25 protein-coding genes and 1 tRNA gene are annotated in these 25082 nt (G+C 66.1%); 21 read left to right on the forward strand and 5 right to left on the reverse strand.

Annotation, left to right across the window (positions count from 1 at the left end):
• Window positions 1–89: 89 nt before the first annotated feature.
• The 5 genes from ahcY (at window position 90) to D9X30_RS13740 (ending at window position 4057) form a co-directional block, all read left to right on the forward strand.
• Window positions 90–1508 carry an adenosylhomocysteinase gene (ahcY, locus tag D9X30_RS13720; protein ID WP_153949883.1) on the forward strand — a complete coding sequence of 473 codons (1419 nt, stop codon included), beginning with the start codon at window positions 90–92 and terminating at the stop codon, window positions 1506–1508.
• A gap of 145 nt (window positions 1509–1653) precedes the next feature.
• Window positions 1654–2001, forward strand: coding sequence for a phage holin family protein (locus D9X30_RS13725; RefSeq protein WP_153949882.1), 348 nt, complete (start codon window positions 1654–1656; stop codon window positions 1999–2001).
• A gap of 46 nt (window positions 2002–2047) precedes the next feature.
• The gene (gene metF, locus D9X30_RS13730) at window positions 2048–2878 is read left to right on the forward strand and encodes a methylenetetrahydrofolate reductase [NAD(P)H] (protein WP_153949881.1); all 831 of its coding nucleotides are present in this window, start codon (window positions 2048–2050) and stop codon (window positions 2876–2878) included.
• A 4-nt stretch (window positions 2879–2882) separates the two neighbouring features.
• Window positions 2883–3245: a TfoX/Sxy family protein gene (locus D9X30_RS13735; protein ID WP_153949880.1), complete on the forward strand. Its 363-nt coding sequence runs from the start codon at window positions 2883–2885 to the stop codon at window positions 3243–3245.
• Between the two features lie 41 nt (window positions 3246–3286).
• Window positions 3287–4057, forward strand: a complete 771-nt coding sequence (locus tag D9X30_RS13740) for a Mut7-C RNAse domain-containing protein (protein WP_153949879.1) — start codon at window positions 3287–3289, stop codon at window positions 4055–4057.
• 39 nt (window positions 4058–4096) lie between these two features.
• Here the strand turns inward: D9X30_RS13740 and D9X30_RS13745 are convergent, their stop codons facing one another.
• Window positions 4097–4729 carry a 5-formyltetrahydrofolate cyclo-ligase gene (locus D9X30_RS13745; protein WP_153949878.1) on the reverse strand — a complete coding sequence of 211 codons (633 nt, stop codon included), beginning with the start codon at window positions 4727–4729 and terminating at the stop codon, window positions 4097–4099.
• 101 nt (window positions 4730–4830) lie between these two features.
• Here D9X30_RS13745 and D9X30_RS13750 point away from each other — a divergent pair, with 101 nt between their 5' ends.
• From D9X30_RS13750 to D9X30_RS13765, 4 genes are all read left to right on the forward strand, one after another.
• A complete protein-coding gene (locus D9X30_RS13750; RefSeq protein WP_153949877.1) occupies window positions 4831–6798 on the forward strand; it encodes a lytic transglycosylase domain-containing protein in 1968 nt (655 codons plus the stop codon).
• 97 nt (window positions 6799–6895) lie between these two features.
• Window positions 6896–7918: a complex I NDUFA9 subunit family protein gene (locus D9X30_RS13755; RefSeq protein ID WP_153949876.1), complete on the forward strand. Its 1023-nt coding sequence runs from the start codon at window positions 6896–6898 to the stop codon at window positions 7916–7918.
• Window positions 7919–8120: 202 nt separating this feature from the next.
• Window positions 8121–8810 (forward strand): glutathione S-transferase family protein, encoded by a 690-nt coding sequence (locus D9X30_RS13760; RefSeq protein ID WP_153949875.1) that lies wholly within the window; start codon window positions 8121–8123, stop codon window positions 8808–8810.
• 2 nt (window positions 8811–8812) lie between these two features.
• Window positions 8813–10054, forward strand: a complete 1242-nt coding sequence (locus D9X30_RS13765) for a multifunctional CCA addition/repair protein (RefSeq protein ID WP_153949874.1) — start codon at window positions 8813–8815, stop codon at window positions 10052–10054.
• Between the two features lie 26 nt (window positions 10055–10080).
• Here D9X30_RS13765 and D9X30_RS13770 read toward each other — a convergent pair whose 3' ends face one another.
• Together D9X30_RS13770 and D9X30_RS13775 are read right to left on the reverse strand one after the other, a co-directional pair.
• Window positions 10081–10275, reverse strand: a complete 195-nt coding sequence (locus tag D9X30_RS13770; RefSeq protein WP_092602987.1) for a DUF2905 domain-containing protein — start codon at window positions 10273–10275, stop codon at window positions 10081–10083.
• Window positions 10276–10295: 20 nt separating this feature from the next.
• On the reverse strand, window positions 10296–11474 hold the full coding sequence (locus tag D9X30_RS13775; protein ID WP_153949873.1) for a class I SAM-dependent methyltransferase: 1179 nt from the start codon (window positions 11472–11474) through the stop codon (window positions 10296–10298).
• A 16-nt stretch (window positions 11475–11490) separates the two neighbouring features.
• Between D9X30_RS13775 and D9X30_RS13780 the strand changes: the two genes are divergently transcribed.
• The 3 genes from D9X30_RS13780 (at window position 11491) to ttcA (ending at window position 13841) form a co-directional block, all read left to right on the forward strand.
• Window positions 11491–12312: an SDR family oxidoreductase gene (locus D9X30_RS13780; protein WP_153949872.1), complete on the forward strand. Its 822-nt coding sequence runs from the start codon at window positions 11491–11493 to the stop codon at window positions 12310–12312.
• A gap of 24 nt (window positions 12313–12336) precedes the next feature.
• Window positions 12337–12735, forward strand: coding sequence for a dihydroneopterin aldolase (locus D9X30_RS13785; protein WP_153949925.1), 399 nt, complete (start codon window positions 12337–12339; stop codon window positions 12733–12735).
• 134 nt (window positions 12736–12869) lie between these two features.
• Window positions 12870–13841, forward strand: a complete 972-nt coding sequence (gene ttcA, locus D9X30_RS13790) for a tRNA 2-thiocytidine(32) synthetase TtcA (RefSeq protein WP_153949871.1) — start codon at window positions 12870–12872, stop codon at window positions 13839–13841.
• An 83-nt stretch (window positions 13842–13924) separates the two neighbouring features.
• On the opposite strand, the gene D9X30_RS13795 is transcribed toward ttcA, so the two are convergent.
• Complete coding sequence (locus tag D9X30_RS13795) at window positions 13925–14731, reverse strand: DUF6279 family lipoprotein (protein WP_153949870.1); 807 nt, start codon at window positions 14729–14731, stop codon at window positions 13925–13927.
• A gap of 266 nt (window positions 14732–14997) precedes the next feature.
• On the opposite strand from D9X30_RS13795, the gene glmU reads away from it, so the two are divergent.
• From glmU to D9X30_RS13840, 9 genes are all read left to right on the forward strand, one after another.
• Window positions 14998–16362, forward strand: a complete 1365-nt coding sequence (gene glmU, locus D9X30_RS13800; protein WP_249640958.1) for a bifunctional UDP-N-acetylglucosamine diphosphorylase/glucosamine-1-phosphate N-acetyltransferase GlmU — start codon at window positions 14998–15000, stop codon at window positions 16360–16362.
• Window positions 16363–16374: 12 nt separating this feature from the next.
• Window positions 16375–18213, forward strand: coding sequence for a glutamine--fructose-6-phosphate transaminase (isomerizing) (glmS, locus tag D9X30_RS13805; protein WP_153949869.1), 1839 nt, complete (start codon window positions 16375–16377; stop codon window positions 18211–18213).
• A gap of 415 nt (window positions 18214–18628) precedes the next feature.
• Window positions 18629–19348, forward strand: a complete 720-nt coding sequence (locus tag D9X30_RS13810) for a hypothetical protein (protein WP_194946596.1) — start codon at window positions 18629–18631, stop codon at window positions 19346–19348.
• 282 nt (window positions 19349–19630) lie between these two features.
• Window positions 19631–20227, forward strand: coding sequence for a GTP cyclohydrolase II (ribA, locus tag D9X30_RS13815; protein ID WP_153949867.1), 597 nt, complete (start codon window positions 19631–19633; stop codon window positions 20225–20227).
• Window positions 20228–20404: 177 nt separating this feature from the next.
• Complete coding sequence (locus D9X30_RS13820; RefSeq protein WP_153949866.1) at window positions 20405–20860, forward strand: PA2169 family four-helix-bundle protein; 456 nt, start codon at window positions 20405–20407, stop codon at window positions 20858–20860.
• A gap of 221 nt (window positions 20861–21081) precedes the next feature.
• The gene (bfr, locus tag D9X30_RS13825) at window positions 21082–21561 is read left to right on the forward strand and encodes a bacterioferritin (protein WP_153949865.1); all 480 of its coding nucleotides are present in this window, start codon (window positions 21082–21084) and stop codon (window positions 21559–21561) included.
• A 162-nt stretch (window positions 21562–21723) separates the two neighbouring features.
• Window positions 21724–21798 (forward strand) — tRNA-Cys (locus D9X30_RS13830).
• 371 nt (window positions 21799–22169) lie between these two features.
• Window positions 22170–22613 carry a GNAT family N-acetyltransferase gene (locus tag D9X30_RS13835; RefSeq protein WP_153949864.1) on the forward strand — a complete coding sequence of 148 codons (444 nt, stop codon included), beginning with the start codon at window positions 22170–22172 and terminating at the stop codon, window positions 22611–22613.
• Window positions 22614–22689: 76 nt separating this feature from the next.
• Window positions 22690–23673 carry a quinone oxidoreductase family protein gene (locus tag D9X30_RS13840; protein ID WP_153949863.1) on the forward strand — a complete coding sequence of 328 codons (984 nt, stop codon included), beginning with the start codon at window positions 22690–22692 and terminating at the stop codon, window positions 23671–23673.
• A 21-nt stretch (window positions 23674–23694) separates the two neighbouring features.
• Here D9X30_RS13840 and dmeF read toward each other — a convergent pair whose 3' ends face one another.
• The gene (gene dmeF / locus D9X30_RS13845; protein ID WP_153949862.1) at window positions 23695–24741 is read right to left on the reverse strand and encodes a CDF family Co(II)/Ni(II) efflux transporter DmeF; all 1047 of its coding nucleotides are present in this window, start codon (window positions 24739–24741) and stop codon (window positions 23695–23697) included.
• Between the last annotated feature and the right edge of the window lie 341 nt (window positions 24742–25082).

Raw genomic sequence — 25082 nt, forward strand, 5'->3', positions numbered from 1 at the left:
AGGTATCCGTGACGCGCCCAGGCCCCTGGTTTCATGGGCCTTATCCGTCTCCCGTCCCGCGTATGCGCCACTCTTACATCGGAGTGAACATGAACGCTGTGACTGACCTGAAGCAAGACTACCTGATCGCCGACATCGGCCTGGCCGGCTGGGGCCGCAAGGAAATCGCGATCGCCGAGACCGAAATGCCCGGCCTGATGGCCATCCGCGACGAATTCGCCGCTGCGCAGCCGCTCAAGGGCGCCCGCATCGCCGGTTCGCTGCACATGACGATCCAGACCGCCGTGCTGATCGAAACGCTCAAGGCACTTGGCGCCGACGTGCGCTGGGCCTCGTGCAACATCTTCTCGACCCAGGACCACGCCGCCGCCGCCATCGCCGCATCGGGCACGCCGGTGTTCGCGTTCAAGGGCGAGTCGCTCAAGGAATACTGGGACTTCACCCACCGCATCTTCGACTGGGCCGACGGCGGCACGCCGAACATGATCCTGGACGATGGCGGCGACGCCACGCTGCTGCTGCACCTGGGCGCCCGCGCCGAGAAGGACGCATCGCTGATCAGCAAGCCGACCAGCGAGGAAGAAACCTACCTGTTCGCCGCCATCAAGGAAAAGCTGGCCAAGGACGCCACCTGGTACAGCCGCAACCTGGCCGCCATCCGCGGCGTGACCGAGGAAACCACCACGGGCGTGCACCGCCTGTACCAGATGGCCCAGCGCGGCGAACTGAAGTTCCCGGCCATCAACGTCAACGACTCGGTGACCAAGAGCAAGTTCGACAACCTGTACGGCTGCCGCGAATCGCTGGTGGACGGCATCAAGCGCGCCACCGACGTGATGATCGCCGGCAAGGTCGCCGTGGTTGCCGGCTACGGCGACGTGGGCAAGGGCAGCGCCCAGGCCCTGCGCGCGCTGTCGGCCCAGGTGTGGGTCACCGAAATCGATCCGATCTGCGCACTGCAGGCCGCCATGGAAGGCTACCGCGTGGTGACGATGGACTACGCCGCCGAGCACGGCGACATCTTCGTGACCTGCACCGGCAACTACCACGTGATCACGCATGACCACATGGCCCGGATGAAGGATCAGGCCATCGTCTGCAACATCGGCCACTTCGACAACGAGATCGACATCGCATCGGTCGAGAAGTACGAATGGGAGGAGATCAAGCCGCAGGTGGACCACGTCAAGTTCCCGGACGGCAAGAAGATCATCATCCTGGCCAAGGGCCGCCTGGTGAACCTGGGCTGTGCCACGGGCCACCCGTCGTACGTGATGAGCAGCTCGTTCGCCAACCAGACGATCGCCCAGATCGAACTGTGGGCCGAGCGCGACAGCGGCAAGTACCCGGTGGGCGTCTACACGCTGCCGAAGCACCTGGACGAGAAGGTGGCGCGCCTGCAGCTGAAGAAGCTGAACGCGCAGCTGACCGAGCTGACCGACCAGCAGGCCGCCTACATCGGCGTGCAGAAGCAGGGCCCGTACAAGGCCGACCACTACCGCTACTGATCGGCCCGAGATTCTCCCCGACGGTGTTCTCCCCTCTCCCGCCCGGCGGGAGAGGGGCCCGGGGGAGAGGGCGTTGAGCTGACTGCGCGACCGGGCTCCGCCAGAAGCGCGCAGTTCCGATGTCATCCAATAACAAGGAGTCCCAATGAGACTGTTGGCCGTCTGGATCATCAACGCCGCGTCGCTGTTCCTGGTGAGCTATCTGATCGGCGGTATCGAACTGCGCGGATTTGGCGCGGCGATGATTGCCGCGCTGGTGCTGGGTCTGGTCAATACGCTGATCCGGCCGATCCTGGTCATCCTGACCCTGCCGGTGACGCTGCTGACGCTGGGGCTGTTCATCTTCGTCATCAACGCGCTGCTGTTCCTGTTCGTCGGCAACCTGCTGCAGGGGTTTGTCGTAGCCGGATTTGGCGCCGCGCTGCTTGGCTCGATTCTCTATAGCGTGATCTCCACGATTCTCGCCAGCGTACTGCTTGGCGACCGTGACTAAGCGCGACTGAAATTCTTCGGGGCGCCGCGCGTGCGGCGTGCCAACCATGACTGATCGCTACTACAGCTTCGAATTCTTCCCGCCCAAGACGGCGGAGGGCGCCGAGAAACTGCGCAACACCCGCGCCCAGCTGGCACCGTTGCAGCCGAAGTACATCTCGGTGACGTTCGGCGCCGGCGGCACCACGCAGCAGGGCACGCTCGACGCCGTGCTGGAAATCCAGCGCGAGGGCATCGAGGCGGCGCCGCACCTGTCGTGCGTGGGGTCGTCGCGCGAGAGCATCCGCGACATCCTCAAGACCTATCGCGACGGCGGTATCCGCCATATCGTCGCGCTGCGCGGCGACATGCCGTCCGGCATGGGCGAGATCGGCGAATTCCGCTACGCCAACGAACTGGTGGAGTTCATCCGCGCCGAAACCGGCGACTGGTTCAACATCGAGGTGGCGGCCTATCCCGAATACCACCCGCAGGCCCGTTCGCCGCGCCACGACCTGGACAACTTCGTGCGCAAGGTGAAGGCCGGCGCGAACTCGGCCATCACGCAGTATTTCTTCAACGCCGACGCCTACTTCCGCTTTGTCGACGATGTCCGCGCGATGGGCGTGGAAGTGCCGATCGTGCCCGGCATCATGCCGATCACCAATTACTCGCAGCTGATGCGTTTTTCCGAGATGTGCGGCGCCGAAGTGCCGCGCTGGGTGGCGAAGCGGCTCGAATCGTTCGGCGACGACAAGGAATCGATCCGCGCGTTCGGCCTGGACGTGGTGACGGCGCTGTGCGAACGCCTGCTGGCGTCGGGCGTGCCCGGCCTGCACTTCTACACGCTGAACACGGCCGGCGCCACCAAGGCCATCTGGCAGCGCCTGAAGCTCTGATCGCATGCCCGCCGCGCGCCGTCCGGACCCGTTCGTCGAGCATCTGCTGGAACTGATGGCGCCGCTGGCGGCCAGCATCGGGCCGGTCACGGCCAGGCGGATGTTTGGCGGTCATGGCCTGTTCTATGACGGGCTGATGTTCGCGCTGGCAAGCGGCGGCCAGTGCTACCTGAAGGCGGACGACGTCACGCTGCCCCGCTTCGCGGCCGAGGGCAGCGAGCCGTTCCGCTACCAGTCGGCCCGGCGCGAGGTGACGATGCGTCACTACATGAGCCTGCCGGCGGCCTGCCTGGAGTCGCCGTCCGCCATGACGCCCTGGGCGCGCATGGCCGTGGAAGCCGCGCTGCGGCTGGGAAACGCGAAGTAGGCATATCGGCAACCGTGGGCGATGGTGGCATACTCGCCGCCATGGTCACCGCCACCTTCCGTTTCTACGAGGAACTGAACGACTTTCTGGCGCCATCGCAGCGCCGCCGGGACCTGTCGTGCCCCTGCGCGCGCGCCGCCACGGTCAAGCACATGATCGAGGCGCTGGGCGTGCCGCATACCGAGGTGGAACTGATCCTCGTGAACGGCGAATCGGTGCCGTTCGAGCGCCTCGTCGAGGACGGCGACCGCGTCGCCGTTTATCCAAAATTTGAATCGCTCGACGTTACGCCGCTGCTGCGCGTGCGCGAGCATCCGCTGCGCAACCTCCGCTTTGTCGCCGATGCGCACCTGGGCGGCCTGGCGCACCTGCTGCGCATGACCGGCTTCGACACGCTCTACGACAACCACTTCGAAGACAGCGAGATTGCCCGTATCGCGGCCGACGAGCAGCGCATCGTGCTGACACGCGACCGCGAACTGCTCAAGCGCCGCGAGATCACGCACGGCTGCTATGTGCGGGCGATCAAGCCGGTGCCGCAGGCACACGAGATCTTCGCGCGGCTGGACCTGGCACGCAGCGCCCGCCCGTTCTCGCTATGCCTGACCTGCAACGTGCCGCTGGAACGGATCGACAAGGCCCAGGCACAGGACCGCGTGCCCGACGGCGTGTTCGCGCGCCACGACCGCTTTGTCACCTGCCCGCATTGCCGCAGGGTGTTCTGGGAAGGCTCGCACTGGAGGCGGATGCGCGAGCTGGTGGAGGGGTTGGTGCGCGCCACGGAGCCCGCGCCGGACAATGCGCCAGGCTGACTGGCCAGCCGGCTTGCCGGCGGGAACCCGGCGCGGTTGCTACCGTACCCCGCGCTCCGTCACCATCCAGTCCATCGGCAGGTCGTGCGCTTGTGCAACAAGCGGGATCTCGCAGGCGTCGAAGCCGATGCCGATGGCGATGGGCGTGACGCCAAGCCCGGCCAGGGCCGCCAGGGTGCGGTCGTAGAAGCCGCCGCCGTAACCTAGGCGGAACTTGTTGGCGCTGAAACCGACACAGGGAATGAGCAGCGCGTCGGGCGTCACGGCCTCGGTGCCGTCGGGTACCGGAATGCCGTAGTGTCCGGCGCGCATCGTCGTGTCAGGGGTCCACAAATGGAAATCGAGCGGCGTGCCCGGGGCCGAGACCACGGGCAGGGCGGCCACGCGGCCGGGCATCCCGGCCAGCCAGCGGGCCACCGTGCCGCGGGCGTCGAATTCCTGCTGGATCGGCCAGTAAAACCCCAGCTTCCGTACGCCCAGGCGTTCCAGCAGGGCGCCCAGCGCATGGTCGATGGCGGTATCGGATGCGGCACGATCGGGCAGCGCGGCGCGCCGCGCCAGCAGGTCGCGGCGCAGGGCGCGCCGGTCATTGGCAAGGGCGGCAGGCTGGTCCGTGACGGCCTGGAATTGACGGGCGTCCGGCCCGTTGTCCGGGGCTTGGGATGGGGGCATGGCGTGCAATAATGACCGCGATCAGACAATCAGAAACAGATGAAGGATGCGCGCCTGTCTTCTTGGATGGGCACGCGCCACCACATAAGGGATAGCCAAGAATGTCGAAGGGAGTATATCTGCGCCGGGCCGGCCGCTTCGCCTGGCTCGCGTTCGCGGGCGCGGTGCTGGCCATGCCGGCATACGCGCAGAAGAAGCCGGCGCCGTCGCGTCCGGCGCCGCAGCAGCCGGCCGCGTCGACGATGATTCCGTCCAGCCCGGACGACGCCTTCGTGGCGCTGCGCGAAGCGGCCCGCAAGAACGACGTGGACCGCGCCGCCGCCATTTCGGCCACGCTGGTCGATTACCCGATTCCCTCGTACGTCGAATACTTCCGCATCAAGCCGCAGATGTTCGATGCCGGCGGCCAGGCGCGCATCGACGCGCCCGACGCCGAAGTGGCGGCGTTCCTGCAGCGTTACCAGGGCGAGGCGATTGCAGACCGCATGCGCAACGACTGGCTGCTGGTGCTGGGCAAGAAGCGCGACTGGGCCAATTTCGATATCCAGTACCCGCAGTTCGTGCTCAAGGACGACACGCAGGTGGAGTGCTACGCGCTGCTGTCGAAGGCGCTCAAGGGCCAGAACGTGGCCGCCGAGGCGCGCGCCACGCTGGTGGACCCGCGCTACTACGGCGACGGCTGCGTCGATCTGGTGGGCTACCTGGCGCAGAGCCAGCAGATCCAGCGTAGCGACGTGGCGTTCCAGGCACGTCAGGCGCTGGAACAGAACTACACGACGCTGGCCGCGAAGATCGCGGCCGCCGTGCCCGATGCACGCGTGGACAGCGACGCGCTGGCCACCGTGGTGAAGATAGCCCGCAACGACCCGTCGCAGGCCGCGTCGTACCTGAACACCATCGCCGGGGGCCTGTCGCGCGACGAGCAAGGCGCCGCCTGGGGCGTGGTTGGCCAGTACGCGGCCAAGAAGCTGATGCCGGAAGCTGCAGGCTACTACCGCCGCCAGATGGACCTGGGCGGCAACCAGTGGCTGTCGGACGAAACGCAGGAGTGGCGCGTGCGCGCCGCATTGCGCCAGGGCGACTGGAAGCAGGTGCGCCAGTCGATCGAACTGATGCGCCCCGAGCTGCGCGCCAAGGACCCGGCGTGGACATACTGGTACGCCCGCGCGCTGAAGGCCGACGGCCGTGCCGCCGAAGCCCAGGCGCAATTCCAGTCGATCGCGGGCCAGTTCCATTTCTACGGGCAGCTGGCCAGCGAGGAACTGGGCAACCGGATCACGCTGCCGGCCCGCACCACGGTCAGCGACGCCGAGGCCATGGCCATGCGCACGCGCCCCGGCTTTGTCCGCGCGCAGAAGTTCTATGACCTGAACCTGCGCTTCGAGGGCAACCGCGAGTGGAACTGGGAACTGCGCGGCATGAGCGATCGCGAACTGATCGCCGCCGCCGAGTACGCGCGCAAGATCGACCTGCTGGACCGCACGGTCAACACGTCGGACCGTACGAAGGCCGAACACGATTTCGCCCAGCGTTTTCCGATGCCGTATCGCGACATCATGCAGCGGGCCACCGACGACGTTGGCCTGGACATGGCCTGGGCGTACGGCCTGATCCGTCAGGAATCGCGCTTCATCATGAATGCGCGCTCGTCGGCGGGTGCGCACGGCCTGATGCAGGTGATGCCGGCCACGGCCAAGTACGTGGCGAAGAAGATCGGCATGGCCGACTTCTCGCCGTCGATGATGGGCGACCCCAATATCAATATCCTGCTCGGTACAAATTACATGAGCATGGTACTGACGGACCTCGACAGTTCATGGACGCTGGCGTCCGCCGGATACAACGCCGGCCCGGGACGCCCGAAATCGTGGCGTTCGAGCCTGTCGCGGCCCGTGGAAGGCGCGATCTTTGCAGAGACGATCCCGTTCACGGAAACGCGAACGTATGTCAAGAATGTGCTTTCCAACGCGACGTACTATGCTGCATTGATGAGTGGCCGTCCCCAGTCGCTGAAAGACCGGCTTGGGGTGGTCGCGCCGTCCTCTGTCACGACGACCAGCCTGCCCTGATCCTGCAAAGCCCCGCATGGCGGCGGGGCGGCGGCTCCGTGACTGTCGGGACGCGTGCATCACGCAGCGTCACACGAATCGTCACGGAGTCCGAAGCATGAAGACCAGCAACGTCCTTGTCGTGGGGGGCGCCGGTTTCATCGGCAGCCACCTCGTGTCCCGCCTGGCCGGCGCGGCGACCGCTTCCGGCGCGCCGCTCGATCCGGCCTCCAATCCTGACAGTCCTATCGCGCCCGACCGCATCGTGGTCGGCTCGCGCAGCGTCGAACATGCGCAGCATCTGCTGCTGTTGCCGCGTGTGGAAGTGGCCGAGCTGGGCCTGGCCGACGCGGCTTCGCTGGACGATGCGATCGGCCCGCTGGGCGTCGATGGCATCGTCGTCAACCTGGTGGGCGTGCTGCACGGCGACCGCGGCGACCCGTACGGCCCTCAGTTTGCCGCCGCGCATGTCGATCTGCCGCGCCAGCTGGTGGAGGCCTGCAGCCGCACCGGCGTTCGCCGGCTGATCCACATGAGCGCGCTTGGCGCCGACCCGCAAGGGCCGTCGATGTACCTGCGCAGCAAGGGCGAAGGCGAGCGCATCGTGCGCGAGAGCGGACTGGACTGGACCATTTTCCGTCCATCGGTCGTGTTCGGCCCCGACGATCATTTTCTGAACCTGTTCGCCCAGTTGCAACAGATGGCGCCGGTGGTGCCGCTGGCGTGCGCCCATGCGCGCTTCCAGCCCGTGTTCGTGATGGATGTGGTGCAGGCTTTCGTGAACGCGATGGCCAATGGATCGACCGTCGGGCAGACCTACGAACTGGGCGGCCCGCAGGTGTACACGCTGGAGGAACTGGTCAAGTTCGCGGGCCATGCGTCGGGTCATCCGCGGCCGATCATCGCACTGCCCGATGCGCTGGCGCGCATGCAGGCGGCCGTGCTGGAACACATGCCCGGCGGCACGGTGCTGTCGCGCGACAACCTCGATTCCATGCGCCTGGACAACGTGCTCGGCGCGCCCATGGCGGCGGAACTGGGTGTCCATCCGGTGAGCCTGGAGGTCGTGATGACCGACGTGCTGGCCGGCCGCAGCCGCGACACGTTCCTCCAGTCCTTGCGCGGCAGCGTGCATCGCTGAAGCGCCGGCGGGCCACGGGGCACGCAATTTGCACCGATGTGATTGGCGCTCACAGCCTTGCGAGCGCAATTCATTTGGACGACGCGCGCCGCATCGATAGAATGTCTGGTTCGGGGCGCCTGGCGATTGACCGGCGCCCGCGCCTGTGTTTTTGCGCGTGTCGCATTTGTCCGCCTCTGTTTCCGCCCCCAAGGAATTTACGATGAAGCTCGTCATCGGCAACAAGAACTATTCGTCCTGGTCGCTGCGTCCGTGGTTGCTGCTGCGTCACGCCGGCATCGAATTCGAGGAAATCCCGCTGCGCCTGTTCACGAAGGATTTCGGGACGGAGATTGCCCGCTACTCGCCCGCCGGCAAGGTGCCGGCGCTGATCGACGGCGACGTGACCGTGTGGGATTCGCTGTCGATCTCCGAATACGCGGCCGAGCGGTTTCCGCACAAGCAGCTGTGGCCGGCCGACGTGGCGGCACGCGCCATGGCACGCTCGATCTGCGCCGAGATGCACTCGGGCTTCGGCAACCTGCGCAGCCAGATGCCGATGAACTGCACCGCCGTGCTGCCGGGCCTGGGCTGGAACGTAGCCGTGCAGCAGGACGTGGACCGCATCGCATCGATCTGGACCGACCTGCGTGCGCGCTACGGCGCCGGCGGGCCGTTCCTGTTTGGCGAATTTACGATTGCCGACGCGTTTTACGCGCCCGTGGTGAGCCGCTTCGCCACCTATGGCGTGCATCTGCCCGAAACCGCCAAGACCTACGCCGATTTCATCCTGGCCTTGCCGGCCATGCAGGAATGGGTGGCGGGCGCCCGCGAGGAGCGCGATTTCGTGCCGGCCGACGAACCCTACCGCACGCAGCCTGAACGGGCCGACGCGATCATCGTCACGAGCTGATCATGCAGGTGTACGCCGTCGGCGGGGCCATCCGCGACCAACTGCTGGGCAAGCCGAGCCAGGATCGCGACTACGTCGTGGTGGGTGCCACGCCCGAGCAGATGGAAGCTGCCGGCTACAAGCCGGTGGGCAAGGACTTTCCGGTCTTCCTGCATCCGCAGACACGGGCCGAGTACGCGCTGGCCCGGACCGAGCGCAAGACGGCCGTGGGCTACAAGGGCTTTGCGTTCTATACCGGGCCCGATGTCACGCTCGAAGACGACCTGGTGCGCCGCGACCTGACCATCAATGCGATGGCGCAGGCAGTGGACGACCAGGACAACCTGGTGGGTCCGATCATCGATCCATACGGCGGCCGGCAGGACCTGCAGGCACGCCTGTTCCGCCATGTGTCCGACGCGTTTGCCGAGGACCCGGTACGCATCCTGCGCGCGGCACGCTTCGCCGCCCGCTTCCATGATTTCTCGGTGGCGCCGGAAACCGTCGCGTTGATGCGCAAGATGGTCGATGCTGGCGAGGTCGACGCCCTGGTGCCCGAGCGCGTCTGGCAGGAACTGGCGCGCGGCCTGATGGAGGCCCGGCCATCGCGCATGTTCGACGTGCTGCGCCAATGTGGCGCGCTGGCGCGGCTGTTGCCGGAGCTGGACCGGCTCTGGGGCGTGCCGCAACGCGCCGACTACCACCCCGAGGTGGATACCGGCGTGCACGTGATGATGGTGGTGGACTACGCCGCCGCGCAGGGCGCGTCGCTGCCGGTGCGCTTTGCGGCGCTGACCCACGACCTGGGTAAGGGCACCACGCCGGAGGACGTGCTGCCGCGCCATATCGGCCACGAGCAACGCAGCGTGGATTTGCTGGAAGCGGTGTGCAAACGCCTGCGCGTGCCGAACGACTGCCGCGAACTGGCGCTGCTGGTGGCGCGCGAGCACGGCAACATCCATCGCTCGGAAGCGTTCGGCGCGGCCGCGCTGACGCGGCTGGTGGAGCGCAGCGACGCGCTGCGCAAGCCCGACCGGTTCGCCGAGGCGCTGCAGGCCTGCGAGGCCGACGCCCGTGGCCGGCTGGGGTTCGAGGATCGCGCCTATCCGCAGACCGCGCGGCTGCTGGCGGCCCGCGAGGCGGCGGCATCGGTCGATGCCGGGGCCGTGGCGAAAGCGTGTGGCGATCGGGTGGACCTGATCAAGGAGAAGGTGCACAAGGCGCGCGTGGCGGCCGTGGCGGAAAAACTGGGGCTGCCGGACTAGATCGCTTCCGAGCAGGCCCTACAGCCCTACAGCACCTTCCCGATCACCAGCGCCACCAGCGACAGCAGGATCGTCGAGGCGAACGGCAAGACGTATTCCTTGCCGAAGAGCCGGAAGCGCACGTCGCCGGGCAGGCGTCCGAGGCCGATCTTCTGCAGCCACGGCAACGCCGCCGACAGCACGATCACGCACAGGAAGATGGTGAAGGTCCAGCGCAACATGGTGATGGCGTGTGGATCGGTCAGAGGGCGTAGCTGCGGTCGCCGCGAGCGAATCCGGCCAGCGGCAAGGCATCGTCGACATCGCGTGCCAGTGCGATGACCTTGAACAACTCACCCATTTCGGCCTCGCTGAGCAGCTTCTGCACCGCGTTGGCCTGCGGCAGGAAGTTGCGCGCGTCGGTCGGGTCGAGCGACATCATCAGCTCGGTAATCCCGGCGTTCATCAGAAAGCGCGCCTGCGAGGCAAAGCCTGCCACGGTGAGCCCCGCATCGACCGCCGCTTCGGCAATGCCGCTGAAATTCACGTGGGCGGTGATGTCCTGCAGGCCGGGGTACAGGAACGGATCGGGGTGCGCATGATGGCGGTAGTGGCACATCAGCGTGCCGCCCACGCGCTGCGCGTGGTAGTACTCCGATGCCGGGAAGCCATAGTCGATGAAGAACGCCGCGCCGCGCTTGAGCAGGGCGCCCACGGCGCGCGTGAAGCCTTCGCCTTCGGCATGGGTCTCGGTGACCATATCGTGGTCGCCGGGCATCTCGTGGAGCTGCGCCGGCACGGCCGCGGCGTGGAGCAGCCGGTCTTCGTACGCGAACGTATCGCCCTGCCGCACCACGCCGCGCTCGTGCCATTGGCCGCCGATACGGGCGAAGAGCCGCACGGGCATGGCGTCGAGCACCTCGTTGCCGACGATGACGCCTTCGAAGCTGTCGGGCAGGGCATCGAGCCATTGCACGCGGCCCGCCAGATGGGGGGCGCGCTGCGCCAGCGTGTCCTGCTGCCGGGCGCGCAGTTCGCCGGACAGCTCGACGATGCTGTACGACTCGGGCAGCGCATTTTCCGATTCCAGGGCCAGCAACAGGTCGGCGGCCAGCCGGCCGGTGCCGGCGCCGAATTCCATCACGCGCGGCAGCGACATCTGGACCAGCGGCGCGAACTGGCGGGCCAGCGTGCGGGCGAAAAACGGCGTCAGTTCGGGGGCGGTGATGAAGTCGCTGCCGTCGTCGGCGCCGCGCCCGAACTTGGCCGCGCCGCCGCTGTAATAGCCCAGGCGCGGGGCGTAGAGCGCAAGCGACATGTAGCGGTCGAAGCCGATCCAGCCGCCGGATGCCGCGATGGCGTCGCCGATCACGATGGAAAGGGCCTTGGATGCGTCAAGCGCACCGGCGGAGGGAAGGGGTAGACTAGCGACTTTCTGCATACCGCGAATTGTAGCAATGCCAGAATCGAATACTCAGGGCGCCGCGGGCGTCCAATCGCGCGGCGTGGCGCTGGTGACCGGCGCGGCGCGCCGGCTGGGCCGTGCCATCGCGCTGGAGCTTGCCGCGCAGGGCTGGGACGTGGCCGTCCACTGCAACCGGTCGCGTGACGAAGCCGAGGTGCTGGCCACGCAGATCCGCGCGCTTGGCCGCCGGGCCGCCGTGCTGCAGGCCGACCTGTCCGACGAGGCCGCCACGGGCAAGCTGGTGGCCGCCTGCGTCGATGCGCTGGGCGTGCCGACCTGCCTGGTCAACAATGCCTCGCTGTTCCAGTACGACGTGGCGACGAGCTTTTCGTATGGATCGCTCGACACCCATATGCGCACGAACGTGGCGGCCCCGCTGCTGCTGGCGCGTGAGATGCACAAGGCGCTTGGCGCCGACGGCAACGATGCCGGCAATGCCGGCGAGCAGCGCGGGGTGGTGATCAACCTGCTGGACCAGAAGCTCAACAACCTGAACCCCGACTTCCTGTCGTATACGCTGTCGAAGGCCGCGCTGCAGACTGCCACGGTGCAGCTGGCGCAGGCCCTGGCCCCGCGGCTGCGCGTGGTGGGCGTGGCGCCGGGTATCACGCTGGTGTCCGGCGACCAGTCAGACCCTGGCTTCGTGCGGGCACACGGCATGACGCCGCTGGGCAAGTCGAGTACCCCCGACGACATCGCCCAGGCCGTGGCCTACCTGGCCGGGGCGCGCGCCGTGACCGGCACCACGCTGTACGTCGATGGCGGGCAGCATCTGATGCCGCTGGCCCGTGACGTGATGTTTTTGACTGAATGAAGCCGTACCTTGATTGACCCTGCCATGACCTTTGCCGCCCTTTCCCATCCCAGCCTGCAAGACTGCCGCCGCATGTTCCTGCGCAACTACGAAGTGCAGATCAACATCGGCGTGCATGAATTCGAGAAAAAGGGCGAACAGCGCGTGCTGGTGAACATCGACCTGTTCGTGTCGCTGTCCGAAACCACCCCGCACGCCGACCGCCTGGAGGAAGTGGTCGATTACGACTTCATGCGCAACACGGTGGCGGCCCGCATGGCCCAGGGCCATATCCATCTGCAGGAAACGCTGTGCGACGACGTGGCCCGCGCCATGCTGCAGCATCCCAAGGTGCGCGCCGTGCGGGTGTCGACCGAAAAGCCCGATGTCTATCCCGATTGCGATTCGGTCGGCGTCGAGGTGTTCCACATCAAGCAGGCCTGACGGCGGCCGGGGCAACTCGGGACGCCTGCAGCGCCGGACGGGCCGGTCCAGTAAAATACCGCCCCGTCAATTCCGGCATTTCCATCGGGCGCGCGGCCATTATTCAGCGCCGCACCCCGTTACAGGTACGTCTTATGAGTCACTCGGCTAACTTCTATCGCCTTGAAACCCGTTTGCAGTCGCTGACCGGCAAGGCCATCGGCGACTTCGGCATGATCGAGGACGGCGACACCGTCATGGTCTGCATGAGCGGCGGCAAGGACTCGTACACGATGCTGTCGGTCCTGATGGCGCTGCAGAAGCGGGCGCCGATCCAGTTCAAGCTGATCGCGATGAACCTGGACCAGAAGCAGCCGGGGTTCCCGGAGCACATCCTGCCCGAATACCTGAAGTCCACGGGCGTGGAGTATGTGATCGTCGAGGCCGACACGTACTCGATCGTCAAGGAGAAGGTGCCCGAGGGCAAGACCACGTGCTCGCTGTGCTCGCGCCTGCGCCGTGGCGTGATCTACCGCACGGCCAAGGAACTGGGCGCGAACAAGATCGCGCTGGGCCACCACCGCGACGACATCGTCAACACGTTCTTCCTGAACATGTTCTTCGGCGGCAAGATGAAGGCGATGCCGCCGAAGCTGGCCACCGATGACGGCCAGCACATCGTCATTCGTCCATTGGCCTACTGCGCGGAAAAGGACATCGCGTCGTACGCGCGTGCCATGGAATTTCCGATCATCCCGTGCAACCTGTGCGGCTCGCAGGAAAACCTGCAGCGCAAGAAGGTGAGCGAGATGGTGCAGCAGTGGGAGCGCGAGCATCCGGGCCGCATCGACAACATCTTCTCGGCGCTGCGCAACGTGGTGCCGTCGCACCTGGCCGATACCGAGCTGTTCCCGTTCACGGGGCTGGCCACCGGCCTGGCCAAGGTGGACGAGGCGTCGCTGTTCGGCGAGACCACCTACAGCCAGCAGGCGTTGCAGTTCAGCGGCAGCGTGGAACCGAACCGCATGGAATTCGTGCGCTTCGACAAGATCCAGAAGGGGGCGGCGCCGACCTCGGAGCCAGCCGCCGCACCTGCTTCCGAGCCGGCGGGCCAGCCAGCGGCCTGAGTCGCGCCGCCGCGCCGGGCAAAGAAAAAGCCCCGTGGCCTGGCCCGGGGCTTTCCTGGCGATAGGGGGGACGCGCCCGGCGGCTACCTGGCTGCCTGGGGCGCCCGTCCGCTCTCGGCCATCAGCGAGCGCGTGTCGTTGATCCAGCCGTCGAAGCGTTTGACGGCATGCGCCTTTTGCTCGGGCGTGGTCATGTTGGCGATCCTGACGGTCAGATCCACCCCGGCCGAGGTACTGCGCTGCTCGCCGCCGCCGGGCCGCTGCCAGTCGTCGGCATACTTGCGCAGCATGGCTTCCACCTGGGGTTTGGGCGGGCGGGTCGAAGAGACTTCGCGCGCCAGGGCCACCCATTCCTGCTGCCGCTTGACGCGCTCGGCATAGCGCGCGTCGGCGCTCTGCATGTAGGGGCCCATCGCGTCGCGGATGGCGCGTTCCTGCTCGCTGGAGAACGACCCGTAGATCAGCTTGGCGTAGCTCATGATCTTGTCGAAGCGGGCGTCGGTACGGGCGGCCGGGTCCGATTTCAGGAATTCCTTGCGGTATTTGGTGTTGCTTTCGGCAAATTTGGCCTCCATCCGCTGGATCTGGTCGGGCTCCAGCGTCAGCAGCAGGTCGGCCAGGTCGGGCACCGCGTTATCGAAGGCCTGCCGGCCCAGGCGCTGGGAGTCCTGCTGGACCTGCCGCACCATGGCAGGGGTCACTTCGCCCGCGACTTCACCCCGCACGCGGGTCAGCACAGTGGCGATTTCCGGCAGCTGGGCGCGCCGGTGCCAGGCAAAGAAGCGCGCGATGGCTTCCTTGGTGGGCGGCTCCTGGGCGTCGGAGACATCGACATAGCGGTCCACCCACCAGTAGGCCAGGCGGTCGCCCTGCTGGTATCCGAGCTTCATGGCGTTGCATCCAGCCAACGCCACGAGCATGGTAAATGCTGCAAACCATGCAAAAACGCCGCGTGACCAAATGTGAACAACGGTAACGCGAGGTGATGGACCCAATGTGGCACAGGCCCGCGTGCTAGAATGGGCGCGCATGTTTCCGGGGCCGGCGAATCGCCCGCCAGCCCAGTCGTGGCAACGGTTCAGCCACATCGGCCACAGTGCTCCCAGGCTCGGATTCTTCAGCTTCTTCTCAGACACACTCACTTAGGAACCTCCTTGTGAATATCGTCATTCTTGCCGCCGGCATGGGCAAGCGCATGAACTCCGCGCTGCCCAAGGTGCTGCACCCGGTAGCCGGCCAACCGATGCTGGCCCACGTGCTCGACACCGCGCGTACGCTGTCGCCGTCGCGGCTGGTGGTCGTGGTCGGGCACGGCGCCGGGCAGGTGCGCCAGGCGGTGGGTGCCGACGATGTTGCCTTTGCCGAGCAGGCGCAGCAACTGGGCACCGGCCACGCCGTCATGCAGGCCCTGCCGCTGCTCGATGACGCCCAGCCGACGCTGGTGCTCTACGGCGACGTGCCGCTGACCTCGACCGCCACGCTGCAGCACCTGGTGCAGGCCGCCGGCAGCGAACGCCTGGGCGTGCTGACCGTCGAAATGCCCGATCCCACCGGCTATGGCCGTATTGTGCGCGATGCGGCCGGCAATGTCGTACGCATCGTCGAACAGAAGGATGCCAGCGAGGAAGAACGCGCCATCCGCGAGATCAACACCGGCATCATCGTCTGCCCGACCGCCCACCTGCGCCGCTGGCTGTCCACGCTGCGCAACGACAACGCGCAGGGCGAGTACTACCTGACTGACACCATCGAGCGCGCCGCCACCGACGGCGTGGAGATCGTGTCGTCCCAGCCCGCCGAACTGTGGGAAACGCTGGGCGTCAACAGCAAGGTCCAGCTGGCCGAAATCGAACGCATCCACCAGCGCAACATCGCCCAACGCCTGCTTGAAGCGGGCGTCACGCTGCTGGACCCGGCACGCATCGACGTGCGTGGCCAGCTGACCTGCGGCCGCGACGTGACCATCGACGTAGGCTGCGTGTTCGAGGGCCGCGTGCACCTGGAAGATGGCGTACACATCGGCGCGCACTGCGTGATCCGCAACACCGTGGTCGGCGCTGGTGCACGTGTGCAACCGTTCTGCCACTTCGAGGAAGCAAAGATCGGGCCGGATGGCCGCATCGGCCCTTACGCGCGTCTGCGACCCGGCACCGAGCTGGGCCAGGACGTCCATATCGGCAACTTCGTCGAAGTCAAGAACAGCCAGATTGCCAACCACAGCAAGGCCAACCATCTGGCCTACGTGGGCGACACGACGGTGGGTCAGCGTGTGAACATTGGCGCGGGTACCATTACCTGCAACTACGACGGCGTGAACAAGCACCGCACCGTGATCGAGGACGATGTCTTCATCGGGTCCGATACGCAGCTGGTGGCGCCGGTGACCGTGCGCCGCGGCGCCACGATCGGCGCGGGCACCACGCTGACCAAGGAAGCGCCGGCCGACAAGCTCACGCTGTCGCGCGCGAAACAGATGACGATCGACGCCTGGCAGCGTCCGGTCAAGCAACCGAAAAAATAAAGGGGTTCAGCTATGTGTGGCATCGTCGGCGCGGTTTCGCACCGCAATATCGTTCCCGTCCTGGTTGAAGGGCTGCGTCGCCTGGAATACCGTGGCTACGACTCGTGCGGCGTGGCCGTGGTGCGCGACGCGATCCTGGAGCGTGCGCGCACGGTGTCGCGCGTGGCCGACCTCGACACGCAGACCCAGTCGTCGGGTCTGGGCGGCCAGCTGGGCATTGCCCACACGCGCTGGGCCACCCACGGCAAGCCCGATACCGTCAACGCGCACCCGCATTTCTCGGACGAGACCATCGCGCTGGTGCACAACGGCATCATCGAGAACTACGAGCCGCTGCGCGACGAACTGCGCGCGGTGGGCTACGGTTTCGAGTCGCAGACCGATACCGAAGTGGTGGCCCACCTGATTCACCAGGCCTACACCTATCCCAGCAGCGCCACCCGAGGCGACCTGTTCGGCTCGGTCCGCGCGGTGACCAAGCGCCTGCATGGCGCCTACGCGATTGCCGTGGTGGCCAAGGACCAGCCCGACGTGATGGTCGGCGCGCGCGCCGGTTCGCCGCTGGTGGTGGCGCTGGGCAACGACGAGTCGTTCCTGGCGTCGGATGCGCTGGCCGTGGCCGGCACCGCCAACCGCATCATCTATCTGGAAGAGGGCGACGTGGTCGAACTGACCCGCGCCGGCGCGACGATCCGCGACGTCCATGACGCCGAAGTGCAGCGCGAGGAGCGCGTGGTGGAAGCGCATGCCGCCGCCGTGGAACTGGGCCCGTTCCGCCACTTCATGCAGAAGGAAATCTTCGAGCAGCCGCGTGCGCTGGGCGATACGCTGGAAGGCATCGCCGCCATCACGCCGGAGCTGTTCGGCGACAACGCCGCGCAGGTGTTTGCCGAGACCGACAGCATCCTGATCCTGGCCTGCGGCACCAGTTACTACTCGGGCTGCACGGCCAAGTACTGGCTGGAATCGATCGCCAAAATCCCGACCCAGGTGGAAGTGGCCAGCGAATACCGCTACCGCGATACCGTGCCGAACCCGCGCGCCCTGGTGGTGGTGATCTCGCAATCCGGCGAGACCGCCGACACGATGGCCGCGCTGCGCCACGCCCGCGCGCTGGGCCACACGCACACGCTAGCCGTCTGCAACGTGGCCACCAGCGCGATGGTGCGCGAGACGGAACTGCGCTTCCTGACGCGCGCCGGCACCGAAATCGGCGTGGCATCCACCAAGGCGTTCACGACGCAGCTGGCCGCGCTGTATATGCTGACGCTGGCGCTGGCCAAGGTACGCGGCTACCTGAGCGCGCAGCAGGAGGCCGATGCGCTGACCAACCTGCGGCACCTGCCTTCCGCGCTGCATGGCGTGCTGGCGCTGGAGCCGCAGATCATCGCCTGGTCCGAGGATTTTGCCCGCCGCGAGAACGCCCTGTTCCTGGGCCGCGGCCTGCATTACCCGATTGCCCTGGAAGGTGCGCTGAAGCTCAAGGAAATCTCGTACATCCACGCCGAGGCGTATCCGGCGGGCGAGCTCAAGCACGGCCCGCTGGCGCTGGTGACGGAAGCCATGCCTGTGGTGACGGTAGCCCCGAACGACGCGCTGCTGGAAAAGCTGAAGTCGAACATCCAGGAGGTGCGCGCCCGTGGCGGCCGCCTGTACGTGTTTGCCGATTCGGACACGCACATCCAGTCGTCGGACGGCATCCAGGTGATCCGCATGCCCGAGCACTACGGCGCGCTCTCGCCGATCCTGCACGTGGTGCCGCTGCAACTGCTGGCCTACCACACGGCCTGCGCCCGGGGGACCGACGTGGACAAGCCGCGTAACCTGGCGAAGTCGGTGACGGTGGAGTAATCCTCCGTCTGGCCCCCGGACATCGGGGCACCGGGACATCGACCTGTCGACCCATCGAACAAGGGCCGCCTCCGGGCGGCCTTTGTCTTTGGCGGGCAGGCTGTCGGGCCGAAAGTGGCCGTCTGGAGAGCGTCCCGGCCAGCGCTGACGCAAGGCCCCGCACGATTGCGGCGTTGTCTCATAGCCGTTGCGTTTCTGGCGCGCTACAAAGCAAAAGGCCTCCCGCTTGGGAGGCCTTTTACTCCTTACGCCGGGGCGCCCTTGCGGGGTATGCCGATCGACGTCTCAGGAGGGATCCTAGAGAACCCAATAGGCACTGTCAATCGCTATGCGGACATCATCCATCGAGAACTTTGAACGCGTCGTTTCGTCGCGACGCCTGAACAGCTACCGGAGATACTTCAAGACAAAAACGATGGACGAAGCCATCGGTTTGTATTTGTGGAATGGCGAGGTTTCATCGTGCTTCGCGTCGCACCTTGCATACTTCGAGATCGTGCTGCGCAACAGCGTCCATCGCGCGATGTCGATGTTCTGCACAAGAGGCCGGAGCACAAGCGCGCACTGGTATGACCAGATCTGGAAGACCCTGAGCCCGACGACTCAGCGGCGCATCCAAGAGGTGCGCCAGCGCAGGTCCAAGGTGACACTTGACGCGGACGAGATGGTGGCAAGTCTTTCGCTGGGCTTCTGGCCCGCTGTCCTACGCAATATTGATCATGCGCACGCCAATCTGATCCTGCCGGCCGTATTTCCCTTTCATCCACTAAGTGCGCCGGTGCCGCAATGGCGTGACACGAAGGTGCGTCGTCGGGCGCTGGCGTTCGTCTTTGAACTGCACGCATTCAGGAACCGTCTTGCGCATCACGAGCCATTGTGGAAATTTGGCGCGATGCGGGATGCCTCCGGGACCCCGGACGCCACGAACCGGCTCCCTTCCAGAAGTCCTGCCGAAAGCATCGACCGCCTGCGCGGGCTGTTGGCGTTGATCGAAGACGCCGCCGGTTTCATCGATCGCGCCATGCGGGACGACCTCGGGCAGCCTCCTGGCGCCAACGCCTGGACTTCCTGCTCACCGAGCGTGGCCTCCAGCGGTATCGTTGCCGCAAGCATGTGCCCGATCCGGCGGTTCTGACGCCGGCCCAGTTCCGGTATCGCTTTACGCTGATCGGCCGGAACAACCAGCCGGTTCGGGTCCGCCGCGCGCGGTCGAGCGGCCTGTTCGTCCCCGATTGAGCCTTGCACAACCCCTGCGGCCTACCGCCCGGTAACCCCTCGGCGGATGGCGGATTGCATTTCGCGGTATCCTTGCCGGCATGCCGCGTCGGCGCCTCTCCCAATCGGCGCTCCGTGGCGCGCCTGCCCCGCGCCCGCATCATGCCGCGCGGGCACCATGGCGCCTCCAGCGAACATCAATATGAAAGACCTAGAAAGTGAGCTGATCGGCTCCGCCCGGCTGCCGACCCGCTATGGCCAATTCACCGCCCATGCCTTCCAGGGCGTGGACACCGGCACCGAACACCTGGCGCTCTCGATGGGCGATATCTCGGGCGAGGACGTGCTGTTGCGCCTGCATTCCGAGTGCCTCACCGGCGATGTGTTCGGCTCGTGCCGCTGCGACTGTGGCGAGCAGCTCGATCTGGCCATGAAGAAAATCGCCGAGGAAGGCCGCGGCGTTCTGCTGTACCTGCGCGGCCACGAAGGCCGCGGCATCGGCCTGTCCAACAAGATCCGCGCCTACGCGTTGCAGGACACCGGCCTCGATACCGTCGATGCCAACCTGGCGCTGGGCCAGGCCATCGATTCGCGGACGTATGCGTTTGCCGCCGATTTCCTGCGCCAATGGGGTGTCACGTCGGTACGCCTGATGAGCAACAATCCCATCAAGATCAAGGCACTGGAAGACGCCGGCATCAAGGTGACGGAGCAGATGCGTCACATCGTGCCGGCCAACTCCGAAAACGAGAAGTACCTGGCGACCAAGCGATCGCGCATGGGTCACTTGCTGGACTGACTTCCGGCGCGCTGCCGGCCTGTAGGCATAGGCCGACAGCGGCTTGCGAGGCCCCCCGACATCCCCCCCGGGGCCACTCTTCTATCTTGGAACACAAGGGCCGCGTGGCGTCAGGCGCCGTGCGGGATGTTCTACGCGCGTCGCGCGGTGCGTGCGCGCTGATGAGAGGAGTCCGACATGGCTGACAACAACATCTCTGTGCTTAACGACCTGATTGAAGTCTCGCGGGACGGCGAGGAAGGGTTTCGCAAGGCTGCCGAAGATGCCAAGAATCCGGAACTGAAGACGCTGTTTTCGAGCCGCGCCATGGAGATCGGTGCGGCAGTGCGCGAGCTTCAGGGGCAGGTGGCCGCGCTTGGCGGCAAACCGGAAGACCACGGCAGCGTGGCCGGTGCGCTGCATCGCGGTTGGCTGAGCCTGCGCACGGCGGTCACGGACCGCACCGATCTGGCCATTCTGGAAGAAACCGAGAAGGGCGAGGACGTTGCGAAGAAGAAGTACGCCGATGCGCTGCAGGAACCCGATCTCAGTTTCGATATTCGTGCACTGATCGAACGGCAATATCAGGGCGTGCTGCGCAATCACGACCTGATTCGGGATCTGCGCAATCGCTATCGTGCCAGCGGTGAATGAATGGTCCGGCCAATATAAGGAAGGCGCCTCCATTGCGGGGGCGCCTTTTTATTTCATCTGAATCGGAATCAGTATCACTCGCATAATCATCGTTGTGAGGTATTTTCTGGTTTGCGCGCCATGATCGACCGGAAAGCCGCGCGGAGCTTGAACTTCCGGTTGGGGGAATTACCATGAAAATCGTCGCCGGCCCGTATTAAGGATGGAAGGGGACCAAGGTCATGAAAGCCGACAAAAAGGTAATTCAGTTGCTCAACGGTCAGCTCAAGCACGAACTGACGGCAATCAACCAGTATTTTCTGCATGCCCGCATGTACCGTCATTGGGGGCTCCAGGCGCTGGGCAAACATGAGTATGAAGAGTCGATCGAGGAAATGAAGCATGCCGACCGGCTGATCGAACGTATTCTCATGCTCGATGGCCTGCCCAACCTGCAGGATCTGGACAAGCTCATGATCGGCGAGAACACCGAGGAAATGCTCGGCTGCGATCTGAAGCTCGAACTGGTATCGCAAGCCAGCCTGAAGGAAGCCATCAAGTACTTCGAATCGGTGAGCGACTACGTGTCGCGCGATATCGTGACCGATATCCTGGATGACACCGAAGACCATATCGACTGGCTGCAGACCCAGATCGAACTGGTCGCCAAGGTCGGCGTGCAGAACTACCTGCAGTCGGCCATGGGAGAGCCGGGGGAATAGCCCGGGGCGGGAATAGCCGGGCCGGGCCCCGGCGCCTTCCCCCGGTCCCGGCGCCGGCCCCTTCGCCGGCCGGCAGGACAGATCCGCGTCCAGCAGACTTTTCTCACTTCGGCTACACTGCGCCCCGCACCACAGAACGGCCCATTCGGGCCGGCATCCCGGGGCGGGGTGGCAGAGTGGTTATGCGACGGCCTGCAAAGCCGTTTACGACGGTTCGATTCCGTATCCCCGCCTCCACTCCCCGACGCGTATCCCGTCTTCTCTCCCCGGTTTTTCCGCTGACGTCGCCTGGCCGGACGAAGTTTCCCGCGCACGCATTATCTTCACGAAACATGCCGATACTGACTGGCAGGCCTGGCGCTATTTATGCTCGCTTTCCGGTCATGCATGGCACGCGTCGCATTCGGTGATTTCCCTCTGGAAACCGCGACGCGATTGCGATACTGTGAGGCCCGCGTGCACCAATCGTCAGCAAATCACCGCTCTCTTTGGTGCCGTTGTCGTACGACCGGCAGGTCGTGGCGGCACGGCGCTGGCGCACACGTTTCACCATGCAGGGCTTCCATGGCGTATCCGTCGCAACGTGATGAGAGAAACAGAGGCTCCCAATGATTAAAGACCTGCGAATCCGGATGGCGCAGCCGTCGGATGCGCTCGCTATCGGCACCGTTCTTGAGCGGTGCGGCTTGCCGATAGACGATCTGCCGCGACTCGTCGGCGAATTTCATGTGGCAGTGCTCGAAGCGCAACTGGTGGGTTGCGCTTGTGCCGAGCTATTTGGCGATACGGCGATTATCCGATCGGTGGCCGTGTTGCACGAATGGCGCGACCAGGGCGTGGCCAGCCATCTGGTACACGCCGTGATGATGCGCGCGCGCGCCAACGGCAGCCGTCGCGCGGTCTTGCTGACGTCCACCTGCCCCAGTTACTTCGCGCGTTACGGTTTCTCGCTGATCCACGCGTCGAAGCTGCCGACCGAGGTATTGGAGAGCCAGGAGTTCCGGCGGCTGCGCGATACCAGCGCGCTGTGCATGAGCGCCGAACTGATCTGATGTGAGCGCCGGCAAGGTTTCGTAAAAGCGTCAATAATCGGGCCTTCACGTTAAGCCAGTCCATCGAGGAGACCCCATGCCGACGACCGTCCGCGCCATCCGCCTTCACGAATTTGGTCTGCCGCAGGTCATGCGGCTGGAATCGGTGGAACTGCCGGACCCTGGCCCCGGCGAGGCGCGCGTACGGCACACGGCCATCGGCTTCAATTTCATCGATATCTACCAGCGCCGCGGCACGTATCCGCTGCCGGCCGGGACCGGGCTCGGCTTCGAGGCAGCCGGCGTGGTGGAGGCCGTGGGCCCGGGTGTGACCGACGTGGCGGTCGGCGACCGCGTGGCCTACATGAACGCGGGCCTGGGCGCCTATGCGGAAGGCCGCAACGTGGCCGCCGACAAGCTCGTCAAGCTGCCCGGCAACGTCAGCGACGAACAGGCCGCCGCCACCATCTTCAAGGGCATGACCGCGCAGTACCTGGTGCGCCATACCCATGCGGTCAAGCCCGGCGACACGGTGCTGGTGCATGCGGCGGCTGGCGGCGTGGGCCAGATCCTCAGCGGCTGGGCCAAGGCGCTGGGCGCGCGCGTGATCGGCACGGCCGGTTCGGCGGCCAAGTGCGAGCGCGCGCGGGCGGCCGGGTGCGATATCGCCATCGACTACAGCCATGGCGACTGGGTCAAGCAGGTGCGCGATGCCACCGACGGGCGTGGCGTGACGGTGGTCTACGACGCCGTGGGCAAGGACACCTTCCTTGGGTCGCTCGACTGCGCCCAGGCCTTCGGCATGGTCGTGCTGTACGGCGCGGCATCGGGGCCGGCACCGGCCATCGAGCCCGAGCTGCTCAACAAGAAGGGCTGCCTGTTCCTGACCCGGCCGTCGGTGTTCCCGCACAACGCCGATGCGGCGCGCTTCCGCGCCAATGCCAAGGATCTGTTCGATGCCATCGCCGCCGGCCATGTGAAGGTCGATATCGGCGCCCGCTTCCCGCTGGCCGACGTGGCGCACGCCCACGAGGCGGCCGAGCGCCGCGAGACGACCGGCGCGATCCTGCTGCAGCCCTGAGCCCCTGACGTCGGCCCGGAACTAGTGACGGTGCGGCGTCCGGCCCGGTGCCGGGCCATCGTCGCACTGGTTGATCTCGACGCTGACGTGCACCAGTTCCTCGTGAACCGACAGGGCCTGGCGCACGCGTTGCGGCGTCAGGGTGGCGTCGTGGGTGACCAGGCTGGCGATGCAGGCAAACTGCTCGCGGCCCACGCGCCAGACGTGCAGGTCGGCCACGCGGGTGTGGCTTTCGCCGTGGGCGAATGCGTCGAGCACTTCGCGTACTTCCGCTACCACGGGGTGGTCCATCTCGCGGTCCAGCAGCACCGTGCCGCTCTGGCGCAGCAGGCCGACTGCCCAGCGACCCACCAGCACGGCGCCCACCAGACCCATCACCGGGTCAAGCCAACTCCAGCCCAGCCACCAGCCGCCGGCCAGTGCCACGATGGCCAGCACGGACGTGGCCGCATCGGCCATCACGTGCAGGTAGGCGGCGCGCAGGTTGATGTCGTGATGCGGGTGGCCGTGATCCTGACCATGGCCGTGCCCGTGCCCGTGCCCGTGCCCGTGCCCGTGCCCGTGCCCGTGGTCGTGGTCGTGACCGTGGTCGTGCCCGTGGCCGTGTCCATGGTGGGCGCCGCCCAGGATCAGCGCGCAGCCCAGGTTGACCAGCAGGCCGATGGCGGTCACGGCCATGGCTTCGCGGTAGTGGATCGGCGCGGGGCTGAACAGCCGTTCGATGGAGCCGAAGGCCATCAGGCCGGCCACGCCCAGCAGGAACACGGCGCTGGCAAAGGCGGCCAGCACCTCGATCTTCCAGGTGCCGAACGTGAAGCGCGCGTCCTGCGCCAGCCGCCGGGCCGCGGCGTAGGCAAACGCCGACAGGCCGATGGCCACTGCATGCGAACTCATATGCCAGCCGTCGGCCAGCAGCGCCATCGAATTGAAGCCCAGGCCGGCGGCAATCTCGATGGCCATCATCGCCAGTGTGATCCACATCACCAGGCGGGTGCCGCGTTCGGCGGCCTGGTTGCCGGTGTCAAAGACGTGGGAATGGGTCCAGGCCGAGAAATTGTGCGTATGCATGAGGAAGTCCGTGATGCGGGATGGATGCAGTCCCTAGGGTAAATACTGTTCAGATACGAAGCACCGGCACTGGCTGATGCCGCAAATGGAGCGCTGCGCCGCGATGCCGAACATTGAAGTTGCTCATCTTGCGCTTGACGCCGCGCGGGTTCAGGCGCCCACGACTGCTCACGCAGCGCCCGCGCGCGATCTCGGCCAGCAGGGCCTCGCGCCAGGCAGGCAAACGCTCAGGGGGAAACGGCCGCAGCTTGCGGCATCTTGCGCTTGATCACGCGCACGGCGTGCATGAAGCTCAGGCGATCCGGATCGAGTTCGCGCGCCCAGGCCGCCTGCGCCATCAA

Source organism: Cupriavidus sp. U2 (genome assembly GCF_009663685.2).
In the GTDB taxonomy this organism is placed as follows: domain Bacteria; phylum Pseudomonadota; class Gammaproteobacteria; order Burkholderiales; family Burkholderiaceae; genus Cupriavidus; species Cupriavidus necator_C.

Coding starts and splice junctions, on each gene's coding strand:
- ahcY (WP_153949883.1), top strand. CDS start 90: ATGAACGCTGTGACTGACCTGAAGCAAGACTACCTGATCGCCGACATC.
- D9X30_RS13725 (WP_153949882.1), top strand. CDS start 1,654: ATGAGACTGTTGGCCGTCTGGATCATCAACGCCGCGTCGCTGTTCCTG.
- metF (WP_153949881.1), top strand. CDS start 2,048: ATGACTGATCGCTACTACAGCTTCGAATTCTTCCCGCCCAAGACGGCG.
- D9X30_RS13735 (WP_153949880.1), top strand. CDS start 2,883: ATGCCCGCCGCGCGCCGTCCGGACCCGTTCGTCGAGCATCTGCTGGAA.
- D9X30_RS13740 (WP_153949879.1), top strand. CDS start 3,287: ATGGTCACCGCCACCTTCCGTTTCTACGAGGAACTGAACGACTTTCTG.
- D9X30_RS13745 (WP_153949878.1), bottom strand. CDS start 4,729: ATGCCCCCATCCCAAGCCCCGGACAACGGGCCGGACGCCCGTCAATTC.
- D9X30_RS13750 (WP_153949877.1), top strand. CDS start 4,831: ATGTCGAAGGGAGTATATCTGCGCCGGGCCGGCCGCTTCGCCTGGCTC.
- D9X30_RS13755 (WP_153949876.1), top strand. CDS start 6,896: ATGAAGACCAGCAACGTCCTTGTCGTGGGGGGCGCCGGTTTCATCGGC.
- D9X30_RS13760 (WP_153949875.1), top strand. CDS start 8,121: ATGAAGCTCGTCATCGGCAACAAGAACTATTCGTCCTGGTCGCTGCGT.
- D9X30_RS13765 (WP_153949874.1), top strand. CDS start 8,813: ATGCAGGTGTACGCCGTCGGCGGGGCCATCCGCGACCAACTGCTGGGC.
- D9X30_RS13770 (WP_092602987.1), bottom strand. CDS start 10,275: ATGTTGCGCTGGACCTTCACCATCTTCCTGTGCGTGATCGTGCTGTCG.
- D9X30_RS13775 (WP_153949873.1), bottom strand. CDS start 11,474: ATGCAGAAAGTCGCTAGTCTACCCCTTCCCTCCGCCGGTGCGCTTGAC.
- D9X30_RS13780 (WP_153949872.1), top strand. CDS start 11,491: ATGCCAGAATCGAATACTCAGGGCGCCGCGGGCGTCCAATCGCGCGGC.
- D9X30_RS13785 (WP_153949925.1), top strand. CDS start 12,337: ATGACCTTTGCCGCCCTTTCCCATCCCAGCCTGCAAGACTGCCGCCGC.
- ttcA (WP_153949871.1), top strand. CDS start 12,870: ATGAGTCACTCGGCTAACTTCTATCGCCTTGAAACCCGTTTGCAGTCG.
- D9X30_RS13795 (WP_153949870.1), bottom strand. CDS start 14,731: ATGAAGCTCGGATACCAGCAGGGCGACCGCCTGGCCTACTGGTGGGTG.
- glmS (WP_153949869.1), top strand. CDS start 16,375: ATGTGTGGCATCGTCGGCGCGGTTTCGCACCGCAATATCGTTCCCGTC.
- D9X30_RS13810 (WP_194946596.1), top strand. CDS start 18,629: ATGGACGAAGCCATCGGTTTGTATTTGTGGAATGGCGAGGTTTCATCG.
- ribA (WP_153949867.1), top strand. CDS start 19,631: ATGAAAGACCTAGAAAGTGAGCTGATCGGCTCCGCCCGGCTGCCGACC.
- D9X30_RS13820 (WP_153949866.1), top strand. CDS start 20,405: ATGGCTGACAACAACATCTCTGTGCTTAACGACCTGATTGAAGTCTCG.
- bfr (WP_153949865.1), top strand. CDS start 21,082: ATGAAAGCCGACAAAAAGGTAATTCAGTTGCTCAACGGTCAGCTCAAG.
- D9X30_RS13835 (WP_153949864.1), top strand. CDS start 22,170: ATGATTAAAGACCTGCGAATCCGGATGGCGCAGCCGTCGGATGCGCTC.
- D9X30_RS13840 (WP_153949863.1), top strand. CDS start 22,690: ATGCCGACGACCGTCCGCGCCATCCGCCTTCACGAATTTGGTCTGCCG.
- dmeF (WP_153949862.1), bottom strand. CDS start 24,741: ATGCATACGCACAATTTCTCGGCCTGGACCCATTCCCACGTCTTTGAC.